This window comes from Sphingopyxis sp. (assembly GCF_034380315.1).
Lineage (GTDB): Bacteria > Pseudomonadota > Alphaproteobacteria > Sphingomonadales > Sphingomonadaceae > Sphingopyxis.
Genome location: NZ_JAXMPB010000007.1, coordinates 23028 through 34232, shown reverse-complemented (window position 1 = coordinate 34232; position 11205 = coordinate 23028). Strand labels below are relative to the sequence as shown.

The window sequence follows — 11205 nt, the reverse complement described above, 5'->3', positions numbered from 1 at the left end:
GTTCAGGGAAAGGGAAATAGTGCTTCTTTCACTTCAGAATTTTGCCGCTGCGGCACGGGAAGGCTTTGACCTTGGCGTCGGCGAAGCGTCGATGCCGCTCACCCTGGTCGAAGCGAAGCCGATGGCCGTACAACCGTTTCCGGGAATGCTGCGCGAACCCTTTGCGCTTGTGTTTCGGGCGGCGTCGCAGGTCGTGCTGCCGCAAAAACTCTATCGGGTCAGCAACCCGACGATAGGGGCTCTCGATATTTTCCTGGTTCCGGTGGGCCAGGACGGTCAGGGTACGCTCTACCAGGCGGTGTTCAGCTAGGGTTATCTGCGTCGCCCCTGCATCCTGTTCGTCATCGGCGCGGGCAGGGACATGTCCGGCAGAAGCGGCTATAGCGATGCGATAGCCAGCAAAGGACATGCAGCGTGACGACAACCCTCATCGCCGACCGGGACCACAAGATCGATGCGATCGAACAGTTGGAAACCCGGCTGTTGTGGCTGTCGTCGTGGATGATCCACAATGCGAATCACCTGCGGCCCAAGCGCGATGGGCTGAAGGTCGGCGGGCATCAGGCCAGTTGTGCGTCGATGACGACGATCATGGCGGCGCTCTATTTCCATGCGCTGCGGCCGCAGGACAAGGTAGCGGTAAAGCCGCACGCGGGGCCCGTCCTGCATGCGATCCACTATCTTCTGGGCCAACAGACGCGCGAACGTATGGAGCGTTTTCGCGGACTGGCTGGCGTGCAAAGCTATCCCAGCCGGACGAAAGACGCGATCCCCGTCGACTTTTCGACCGGGTCCGTCGGTCTGGGCGTGGCGGTCACGGCGTTCAGCTCGCTGGTGCAGGACTATCTCATTGCCCATGGTCAACTTCGCGAGGAGGATGCGGGCCGGATGATCGCCTTGATGGGCGATGCGGAACTCGACGAAGGCAATATCTACGAATGCCTGATCGAGGGGTATAAGCATGATTTGCGCAATTGCTGGTGGGTGGTCGATTATAACCGCCAATCGCTCGATGCGACGACCGCAGACCGCATGTTTCGTCGCTTCGACGATATTTTCGAAACCTGCGGCTGGCGCGTCGTCACGCTGAAATATGGCAAGTTGCAGCGCGCGGCATTCGGTCGCCGGGGTGGCCGGGCGCTGGAGGAATGGATCGACAATTGCCCCAATGCCGAATTTGCGGCGTTGACCTATCAGGGGGGCAGCGCCTGGAGACAGCGGCTGGAAGCCGACATCGGCGGCAAGTCGCACGTGAAGGCCTTGCTCGACAGCTATGATGATGATGCGTTGGCGCGGTTGATGACCAACTTGGGCGGCCATTGCGTCGAAACGCTGATGGACGCCTTTGACGCGGCCGACGATGACCGTCCGACATTGTTCATCGCCTATACGGTAAAGGGGCACGGCCTGCCGCTGGCTGGGCACAAGGATAATCACTCGGGGATGATGAACCCCGCCCAGATCGAACAGCTTCGCGCATCGCTCAAGATCGATCCGGGCGCCGAATGGGAACCCTGGGGCGGGATGGGCGACAATGCGGCGGCACAGCTTCGCGCTTTTGTCGAAGACAGCCCACTCGCGCGCAAGGCGGCGGAACCCGCCGCTCCGGCGGTGCCGGTGCCGGCGCGTTTCGCGGTACCCGATGGCGCCGAACAATCGACGCAGGCGGCATTCGGGCGCATCCTCCTCGATCTGGCCAAATCGGGGGAGGCCATCGGCGATCGCATCGTGACCACGGCCCCCGATGTGACGCAGACGACGAACCTTGGCGGTTTCGTAAACCAGCGCGGCCTGTTTCGGCGCCAGGAACTGGCCGATGTGTTCCAGAAAGCGAAGATCCCCTCGGCGCAAAAATGGGCGGCCCATGCGGCGGGGCAGCATGTCGAACTAGGGATCGCGGAGAATAATTTCTTTCTGATGCTGACATCGCTGGGGTTGTCGGCACCGCATTTCGGCACCCGCCTGTTGCCGGTGGGCACCGTCTATGACCCGTTCGTCGCCCGTGGGCTCGATGCGCTCAACTATGGTTGTTATTCGGACTCGCGCTTTCTGCTCATCGGCACGCCATCGGGGCTGACTCTGGCGGCGGAGGGCGGCGCGCATCAGTCGATCAACACCCCGCTGATCGGCATGGGACAGCCGGGCCTCACCTGTTTCGAGCCGGCCTATGCCGACGAGGTCGCGCTGATGATGCGCTGGGCCTTCGATACGATGCAGCGCCCCGACGGCAGCTCGGTCTATCTGCGCCTGTCCACGCGCTCGATCGCGCAGGTGGAGCGGGCCGACGACCATTGGGAAGCCGACGCGCTGCGCGGCGGTTACTGGCTGCGCGAACCGGGGCCAGGCGCCGACGCCGCGATCGTCTTCACCGGGGTCGTCGCGCCCGAGGCGCTGGCCGCGTGGGAAGCGCTGGCCGACGACATCGCCGGGCTGGGGCTGCTGAACATTACGTCGCCCGACCTTCTTCACCGCGACTGGTCGGCGGCGCGTGCGGCGCGCTGGAACAAGGCACCGGCCGCCCCCAGCCATGCCGAGCGCCTGTTGTCCGCGCTGGCGCCGGGGGCCGGTCTGGTGACGGTCATCGACGGATCGCCGGCTGCCTTGTCATGGCTGGGCGGGGTCAGGGGAATGCGTGTCAGTCCGCTCGGCACCGACCGCTTCGGCCAGACCGGGGACCTGCCCGATCTCTATCGGGCCTACCGCCTCGACAGCGACGCGATCATCGACGCGGCGGCGGAGCTGTTTCTGAACGATTGAGCGGTGTCAGCCGCCAAAGCGCGATCAGCCCGTACAGGAGGATCAGCAGCGCGAGGTTGATCAGCTCCGGCCACTGCTCGTCCAGCGATGCTCCCATCTGATTGGTCCCGATCATCAGGTGGATACCGGGCGTCGTCGGCAACAGCCGCGCGAACAACGTCAGCCAATGGGGCGTCTGTTCGGCCGGCCACGATAAGTTGGCGAGAAAATAGATGGGCAGCGAGGTGACGATCCACAGCTGGACCGGTCGTTCGCGAACCTGGAACAGGCTGGACAGGGCCAGCGCCGCCGCGACCGTTGCCGCGATGAACAACGTGCCCGACACGATCAGCGTCAGGCCGTCGGCCCCGGCGCGGGGATAGTCCTGGAACCAGAAGACAAAGCCGGTCCAATAGGCCAGCACCCCCCAGCCGACGGTGAAAAAGGCAAGCGCGATACCCAGCAGGCGCGGCGGCGAAAAGCGATGGTCGCCGCGCGCTTCGCGCAACGTCGCGGCCAGCATCGCCATGCCCATCAGCATGGTCTGCTGAATGATCAGAAAGGTCACGCCGGGCACGATGCTGCTGCCATAGCCCTCCCGCGTGTTGAACAGCGGCCGCGCAATGACGGCGAACGGCGATGGGGCGGGGGCGCCGCGGGCCATGGCCTGTGCCATCGCGGCATCGCGGCCCACCGCGCCAAGCGCGGCCCCCAGACCGGTCAGCGACGTGCTGCTGCGCAGCAGAAAGGCGCCATTGCCGAACAGGGCCACGGTCCCTTGGTCGCCGCGCAGGATGGCGCGCTCGAACCCGACGGGAATGTACAGAATGGCGTCGGCGCGCCTTTCTTGCATCAGCGACAGCGCCTCTGCCGGGGAACTCACCCGCGCCGCTATGCGGGCCTGTTGCACCGCATCGACCCGCTGGACGAAGGCGCGGCTGGTTGCGCTATGGTCGTTGTCCACGACGACGACCGGAATGCGTTCGGCCACTTCGCCTGAATAGGCAGCGGGATAGAAGAAGGAGTAGAGGATCGCCGATCCGATGAGCAGCAACATCACCGCCCGGTCTGAAAAAATGGCGAAAAAGGTCGCGCGATAGGATTGCCAGATCATCGTTTGCCCCACAATTCGGGGCGCCTGGCCGCGGCGATATAGCGGGGCAGGCCGATCGCAACGCCGACCGGCAGGAAGATCAGCATTACGCCGATCTGCCGTAACGAAAATCCGATGGGCGTACCCATCGCGAACTGCTCGGCCCACAATTTGGCAAAGGCGGTATAGGGCAGCAAATGGCTCCACGCCCGGGCAAAGGCGGAGGCGGATTCGATGGGAAAGATCGCGCCGGCAAAGGCAAAGGATGCTCCGGCGTAGATCCCCGTCAGCGACAGCGACTGTGCCATCGAACGGGTCAGCCCGACGATCATGATCGCCACGGCGATATAGGCGAGATACATCACGGCATAACCCGCCAGGATCAGCGCGGGGCTGCCCGCGATCGGCCACCCGCGTACCCCGGCCAGATAGGCGGTCACGGCGACCGCCCACAGCATGAAGATGATGAAATAGGGGGCCATTTTTCCGCAAATGCGCGCCGCATCGGCGGCAGGGGGACCGGACAGCCATGCGCCGATGCTGCGGTCGCGTAGTTCCCGGCCGATCGCGCTGACGACGGCGACCATGAAAACCAGATGAAGGATCGCCGGATGGATCAGGCCGATCAGTTGCAGCTCATAACTTCCCTGGGGATTGAACAACAGCGTCGTTTGCGCCGCGACGGGCGGCGCACGCACCCTGTCCGGCCCGGCTATGGCGGCGGTTTCGCGCCCGATCAGCGTCGCGGCATAGGATTGGACGACCGCCGTTGCCTCGCGCAGGGCGGCGTTTGACGGGGTGGAATAGCTGGCGTTGTAGAACAGGGTGATCTTGCTGCTGTCGCCGCGCAGCACCTGTCGCGCCGCCTCTGGCGGGATGGACACGATCAGATAGACCCGCCGCGTCCGGATCAAACGCTCGGCGGCGGCCATATCGGACGTGCGCGCGGCAACCGCCAGTCCCGGTGCCGCGTCCAAACGCCGTATCAACTCGCGGCTGATCGCGCTGCCGTCGGTATCGACCACCGCGATCGGCAGGTCGCGCATGACGCCATCCGACAGTTCGATCGAAAGCAGGGCCAGCAACAGCAGGGGGATCAGGCCCAGCATGGCGCGGTCCCAGAAACTGGATGCAAGAAAGGCGATCTCGCGCCGCGCGCTGGTGATGAAGGGCCTTTCCCTCGTCGTGGCCGGCGCGGTCGAACCGTCCGTCACTGTGGCCAGTCGAACAAGATGGTCATGCCGGGGCGAAGGCCGTCGATCTTGCCGATCGGTACGGCACGAATTTCAAAGCTCTTGATGTCAAAGCCGCTCGATTGGCGCGTGGCCCGCCAGGTCGCAAAATCGCCGGCTGGTGCGACAAAGGCGACGCGAAACCGCGCCTTGCGATCGTCCAGCGCGGGAATATGACCCTCGATATTCTTGCCGCGCGCCAATCCCTTCAACTGGTCTTCGCGAACCGTCATCGTGACCCACGGCGCTTGCGACTGGGTCAGCATGAAGACCGGAAACCCCTGTGGTACCAGCTCGCCGGGCTGGGCAAGGCGGCGGCCCACCTCGCCATCGGCGGGAGCAAACACGCGGGTTTCGGCGGCGGCGGCATCGACCTCGGCGACGGCGCCCCGTGCTTGCCGGACCTGGCCGCTGGCTGCGGCGCGATCCTGCGGTCGGGCGCCCGCGACCGCGGCGTCATATTGGGCGCGTGCCGCGCGCGCGGCCTGCGAAGATGCGACGGCATTGGCCTGCGCCTCGTCCGCTTTCTGCCGCGCGACGACGCCTTCCTGGTAAAGCCGCTGGGTGCGCGACGCGGTGTCCTGGGCCAGATTGGCCGCCGCCTGGGCGCGGCGCCATTGCGCTTCGGCGGCTCGGATGTCTTCGACCCGTGCGCCTTCGTCCGCCTTGCTTTCCATCGCCTGCGCCGCAGCCAGCGCCCCTTGCGCCTGTTCGGTCTTTGCCGCGACCTCGGGGCTGGTGATGGTATAGAGAAGCTGGCCTTTTCGGACCGGCTGCCCCTCTTCGACGTGGAACGCCTCTATCCGGCCCGTGACCTTGCTCGTGATCCGTATTTCCCGTGCATCGACCATACCCTGCAATTGACCGGGTTCAGGGCGATAGCTCAGCCACAGGCCTACGGCGAGCAGCGCGGCGACGGCACCGGCAATGATCAATGGCTTGGCGGGCCGCCGCCGCGTCGAAACTTCGGCGTCCGCTTCGGTGTCATTGGGCGACGATGGCGTGTCTGCGGGCGGCTTCTGGCTCATGCTATCACCTTGTCGGCGCGGTCGAGATATGCGGGAAGCCGATCCATTTGTCCGCAGCTGTAAAGAAGGTCGGAAAGCGCCTGGATATAGTCGAACGCGGCCTTCGTCCGGTCGGTCAGCGCCTTGCCCAGTCCGAGTTCGGCGTCGACGACATCCAGCGATGTCGCTTGTTGCTCGCGATAGGACAGGCGTTGCAGGCGCAGATTTTCCTCGGCCGATGCCAATGTGCTGTCGAGCAACAGGAAACGTCGCCGCGCCGCATCGGCTTCGCCCCAGTTTTTCGTCACACCGATCGCGACCTGCGTCTGGATTTCGCGGAGCCCGGCCTGTGCCTGTGCGACCGAATGCTGGGCGGCCTCGACCATCTGCTGCCTTCCCGTGCCCGAAAACAGCTTGTACTTCACGCCGACGCCGACCGACCAGTCGGGGTCGGTCAACAGGCTGTTGCGGCGATCGAAATTATATTGCCCAAATCCATAGACGGTGGGGCGCAGCTTCGATTTCTGGATGCCGACACCAGCGCGGGCCTGCTCTTCGACGGCGTGCAGCCGTTCGATCTGCGGATGATTGTTGAGCGCGGCGGTCTTGAACTCGTCCAAAGGTTCAAGGGGACGGGAATCGACCGCCAATGGACTGGTCGGCCGGACCCCGCCCGGCGCGCGAAGCAATCCGGCGAGCAGGGCATTGGCCGTCGCCAGGTCGGCCTTTGCCTTTTCAAGCTCGCGTGCCGCGTCATCGCGTGCGACCTCCGCCTGCAACATCTGGGCGCGGCTGATGAAACCCTCGCGCTCCAGCTTTTCGGCATCGGACACATGTCGCTCGAGTCCGGCCACCACATCGCGGCGCACCGCCAGCACATGTTCGGCAAGTTGCTGGCCGAAATAGGCTTGCGACAACCTGTGCAACTGGTCGTTGAGCGTTGCGGCCCGGGCGGCGCGCGCCTCGCCGACCTGCGCCCGCGCGCCGGCTTGCGTCGCCGAAATCTGGCCTCCAGTATAGATGGGAAGGGTCGCCGTCACGATGGGGCGTGTCGCGGTCCGTTCCTGACGGAAGCGCAGCGGATCGCGGATGCCGAACGGTGCGGCGATCGGGGCGAGCGAGCCCAGCGGCAGGTACAGCGTCTTCTGATATTCCAGCAACTGCGCCTCGATGTCGACATCGGGGCGATGCAGGCTGCGCGTTGCGCCCTCCTGCGCTTCCTTGGCGCGCAGATTGGCGTCCTGCGCCGCGATCGCGTCCGATTGTTCGATCAGCCGTTGCTGTGCGGAACCGAAATCGAGCGGCAGGACGTCGATGTCCTGGGCCTGGCAAGGGGCTGCCACGATCAGCAGGATCGCCGAAAGGGAAGGGCGCGCCGTCATGATTATCGCCTCCTTGGACGGCTCGGCCCTAACAAACCCCGCTGCCGGGCTCAAGCGATGAGCGGGCGTTGCCGGCCGCGGACCGTTCCGCCGTGCGAGGCTGGTCAGGAAAGCGCGTCTTTCTGGGTTTAGCCGTGTGGGCCACTCCACTGAATCTGCACGAATTTCTCCTTTTCATTGAAATGATATGTTGTATCAGAACTCGAAGGATGAACGCCGCCAGCGCCCGTCGCCGTCGAAAGCCAAAGAGGAAATGATGATCGAAAAGCCCCCGATTCTGATGGATCGGCTCGTCGTCGCTTATGACGACCGCCGCGTGCTCGACGGCCTGTCGCTTGCCGTACCGGCGGGCAGCATCACCGCGCTGCTGGGCGGCAACGGCGCGGGCAAGTCGACCAGCCTGTCGACGCTGCTCGGCTTTTTGAAGCCGCTCTCGGGACGGGCGGCCATTTGCGGCTTTGCGCCATCGGAAAACCCCGACGCCGCGCGGCGTCGTATCGCCTATCTGCCGGAAAATGTCGCACTCTACGAACATCTCAGTGCGATCGAGAATGCCGACTATTTGCTGACCTTGTCTGGCGAGGGGAAATCCCGCCAGGCGATCGGGCAGGCCTTTGCCGCGACGGGATTGCAGGAACATGCCTGGGATCGGCGGCTGGACGGATTTTCAAAGGGGATGCGGCAAAAGGTCGCGATCGCCGTTGCCTTGCTGCGCGAGGTTCCGGTGTTGCTGCTTGACGAACCGACCTCGGGGCTTGACCCGCGCGCGACGGCCGATTTCAATCATCTGCTGCGCCAGGTGCGGGGGCGCGGAACCGCGGTGCTGATGGTGACGCACGATTTGCTGAGCGCCGCGGATGTCGCCGACCATATCTGTTTCCTCGAAGCCGGGCGCATCGTGGAAGAGGTGCGGGCGGATGGTCCCGACCGCTTCGACGTGCGCGGCCTTCATGCGCGATTTGCGCTTCCGGGCGGGGCGGGCGACGCATGACTGCGGCCCGACTGATCGCCCGCGACGAACTGCGGTTGATGCTGCGCAACCGTGTGGCCGTGACCGCCTTTCTGCTGCTGTTGCTGCTCACCCTCGTGGCGGTGCTGACGAGTTGGACGCATCAGCGCGGGATTGCCGAATTGCGTGCGCGACATCAGCAGGTGGCGGAACATGCTTTCGATGCCCAGCCCGACCGCCACCCGCACCGCGTCGTTCATTATGGCACGTTTATCTATCGCCCGCTCGGCCCGCTCGCGGCCTTTGACCCCGGTATCGACGCCTTCAGCGGCAACAGCATGTTTCTCGAAGGACACCGCCAGAACAGCGCCAATTTCGGCGACGTCCGGCAAAGTTCGCAGCTTATCCGCTTCGGGCAGCTGACCCCCGCCTTCGTGCTTCAGGCGGTGGCGCCCTTGCTGCTCGTCTTTCTCGGCTATGGCGCGATCGCGCGGGAACGGGAACGTGGCACCCTGCGTCTGTTGCTGTTGCAGGGCGTGTCGCGCGGGCAAATGATCGCCGGAAAGCTCGCCGCGCTTGGCGCGGTGGCGCTTTGCGTGGGATTGCCCGCGATGGTCGGTTTCCTGTTGATCGCCGGACAGCCCGGCGCCCTGGCGCTGCCGATGGCGATCGTCGCGCTAGGGTACGCCGCCTATCTCGCGCTGTGGGTCACGGTCATTCTCCTGGTATCGGCACGGGTTCGGCGCAGCCGCGATGCGCTGCTGGCGCTGCTTGCCGTCTGGACGGTCGTCGTCATTTTGCTGCCGCGTGCCGCGCCCGAAGCGGCGAGCGCGACCGTTGAGCTGCGCAACAGGTTGCAGACCGAGATCGCGATTGCCCGCGACTTGCGGAAAATCGGCGACAGCCACAATCCCGACGACCCCCATTTCGCCGCATTCAAGCAAGGCCTGCTCGACCGTTATGGGGTCGATCGCGTCGAGGATCTTCCGATCAACTACAAGGGGGCGCTCGCGATCGAAGGCGAAAAGCTGACGTCGGCGCTGTTCGACCGATATGCGTCCGAAAGCCACGCTGCGCAGGAACGGCAAAATGATATCGTCCGCATGGCGGGCATCGTCAGCCCGGCGATTGCGCTGCGCACGCTCTCGATGGCCGCATCGGGCACCGACTTTGCCGGGCACCGGCGTTTCCTCGAACAGGCGGAAGCCTATCGTTATGCGCTGGTCCAGGCGCTCAACCGGCTCCAGGCCGACAGCGTAAGCTATGCCGACGACACCGCCCGCGACCCCGACGCCGATCGCCGCAAGCGCATCGCCGCCGACAATTGGGAACAAATGCCCGATTTTTCCTATCGCGCGCCGGACGGTACCGCGCTGGCCGCTGCCGCCTTGCCCGGACTTTTGATCCTGCTGGCGTGGCTGGCGCTCGCTGCGGCGTTGCTGCGCCGTGCCGCCTTTGAATTGGGAGCCAAATAATGTCGTCATGGGCCCAGGAAATCCGCCTTCTGCTTCGGTCCCGCCTCGCTCCGGCGGCGCTGATCCTGCTCGCATTGCTTGCCGCGCTCGCGCTTGGCGCCGGCCTTTCCGAAGTGTCGCGCCAGCGCGACCAGATCGCCGCCATTCCGGCCGCGCAGGCCCAGGATATCGGCCCGGTCGCCGAATGGATCGACGCCGCGGGCCAGGATCCGGGCCGGGCCGCCTATTACAGCTTTCACCCGACATGGGACGCGCCCTCGTCGCTCGCATTCGCGGCGCTGGGGATGCGCGACGTTTCGCCCTTTATCCTGCGCGTTCGGGCGCTGGGGCTGGAGGCGCAAATCTATGACGGCGATATCATCAATCCCGAACTGGCGCTGCCTGGGCGTTTCGACTTCGCGTTCGTGCTCGTCTTTCTGGCGCCGCTGTTCGTGATCATTCTGTTTCACGACCTTCTGTCGTCCGAGCGCGAAGCGGGCCGGCTGCGCATGCTGGAAGCGCTGCCGGGCGGCCGGCGCGCGCTGTGGTTGCGCCGTGCCTGCCTGCGCTTCGGCCTGTTGTTCGTGGCGCTCGCCATCCCCCTGTGTATCGCGGCGGGTGTCGAGGGCGTCGCCGCTTTGCCCCTGCTGGCGGTGCTGGGGCTGGTTGCCGCCTATCTGCTGTTCTGGATATTCCTGTCCTGGCTTATCGGACGGATGCGCTGGAGCTCGACGGCCAATGCGGCATCGCTGGCGGCGATCTGGATCCTGTGGGTACTCGTCCTGCCGACATTGGCGCATGTCGCGATCAACCGCGCAGTCCCGGTTGGCGAAGGGACAGAGATTGCGGTGGCGCAGCGCGAAGCCGTCAACCGCGCGTGGGACATCCCCCGGGATGAGACGATGCGCCAATTTTATGCCAGCCACCCGCACTGGGCGCATTCGCCGCCCCTGCCGGACGGGTTTCACTACAAATGGTATTTCGCCTTTCACCAGGTCGGCGACGAAAGCGTGGCGCGGCAGGTCGCGGCCTATCGCGGCGGCCTGGACCGCCGGGCGGAACTGGCCGAGCGCCTTGGGTGGTTGATGCCATCGGTCGGCGTGCAGTTGCTGCTGACCCGCATGGCGGATACCGATCTGGCCGCGCAATTGGCCTATCAGGACAGGGTACGCGCCTATCACCGGACCTTGCGCGAATTCTATTACGGCTATCTGTTCCGCGATCGCCCTTTCGCGAAGGCCGATTTTGCGAGGGCTCCCCGATTCCCCGAGTGAAGGGCAGGGATTGGCATCGCCTGGTGACGAAGCCCCTTGCCGCGGGGGCTTCGCCGCGGCGGCGCCGTGACAAAGGGC

9 protein-coding genes are annotated in these 11205 nt (G+C 65.1%); 5 read left to right on the top strand and 4 right to left on the bottom strand.

What is annotated here, in order from left to right; genetic code table 11:
* Positions 1-19 precede the first annotated feature (19 nt).
* Together U0S50_RS13535 and U0S50_RS13530 are read left to right on the top strand one after the other, a co-directional pair.
* The gene (locus U0S50_RS13535; RefSeq protein ID WP_322309294.1) at positions 20-310 is read left to right on the top strand and encodes a DUF6916 family protein; all 291 of its coding nucleotides are present in this window, start codon (positions 20-22) and stop codon (positions 308-310) included.
* Positions 311-414: 104 nt separating this feature from the next.
* Positions 415-2757 (top strand): transketolase, encoded by a 2343-nt coding sequence (locus U0S50_RS13530; RefSeq protein ID WP_322309293.1) that lies wholly within the window; start codon positions 415-417, stop codon positions 2755-2757.
* On the opposite strand, the gene U0S50_RS13525 is transcribed toward U0S50_RS13530, so the two are convergent.
* Genes U0S50_RS13525 through U0S50_RS13510 form a run of 4 tightly spaced genes read right to left on the bottom strand, consistent with a single transcriptional unit; the run spans position 2720 to position 7450 of the window.
* Complete coding sequence (locus tag U0S50_RS13525) at positions 2720-3850, bottom strand: ABC transporter permease (RefSeq protein ID WP_322309292.1); 1131 nt, start codon at positions 3848-3850, stop codon at positions 2720-2722. The genes U0S50_RS13530 and U0S50_RS13525 overlap by 38 nt on opposite strands.
* Positions 3847-5043 carry an ABC transporter permease gene (locus U0S50_RS13520; protein ID WP_322309291.1) on the bottom strand — a complete coding sequence of 399 codons (1197 nt, stop codon included), beginning with the start codon at positions 5041-5043 and terminating at the stop codon, positions 3847-3849. The genes U0S50_RS13525 and U0S50_RS13520 overlap by 4 nt, the downstream gene beginning before the upstream one ends.
* Positions 5040-6089 carry an HlyD family secretion protein gene (locus U0S50_RS13515; protein WP_322309290.1) on the bottom strand — a complete coding sequence of 350 codons (1050 nt, stop codon included), beginning with the start codon at positions 6087-6089 and terminating at the stop codon, positions 5040-5042. The genes U0S50_RS13520 and U0S50_RS13515 overlap by 4 nt, the downstream gene beginning before the upstream one ends.
* Positions 6086-7450 (bottom strand): TolC family protein, encoded by a 1365-nt coding sequence (locus tag U0S50_RS13510; protein ID WP_322309289.1) that lies wholly within the window; start codon positions 7448-7450, stop codon positions 6086-6088. Before U0S50_RS13510 ends, U0S50_RS13515 begins: the two co-directional genes overlap by 4 nt.
* Before the next feature lie 256 nt (positions 7451-7706).
* Between U0S50_RS13510 and U0S50_RS13505 the strand changes: the two genes are divergently transcribed.
* Genes U0S50_RS13505 through U0S50_RS13495 form a run of 3 tightly spaced genes read left to right on the top strand, consistent with a single transcriptional unit; the run spans position 7707 to position 11127 of the window.
* On the top strand, positions 7707-8441 hold the full coding sequence (locus tag U0S50_RS13505; RefSeq protein ID WP_322309448.1) for an ATP-binding cassette domain-containing protein: 735 nt from the start codon (positions 7707-7709) through the stop codon (positions 8439-8441).
* Positions 8438-9874: a DUF3526 domain-containing protein gene (locus U0S50_RS13500; RefSeq protein ID WP_322309288.1), complete on the top strand. Its 1437-nt coding sequence runs from the start codon at positions 8438-8440 to the stop codon at positions 9872-9874. Before U0S50_RS13505 ends, U0S50_RS13500 begins: the two co-directional genes overlap by 4 nt.
* Positions 9874-11127 carry a DUF3526 domain-containing protein gene (locus U0S50_RS13495; RefSeq protein WP_322309287.1) on the top strand — a complete coding sequence of 418 codons (1254 nt, stop codon included), beginning with the start codon at positions 9874-9876 and terminating at the stop codon, positions 11125-11127. Before U0S50_RS13500 ends, U0S50_RS13495 begins: the two co-directional genes overlap by 1 nt.
* Positions 11128-11205: the final 78 nt, after the last annotated feature.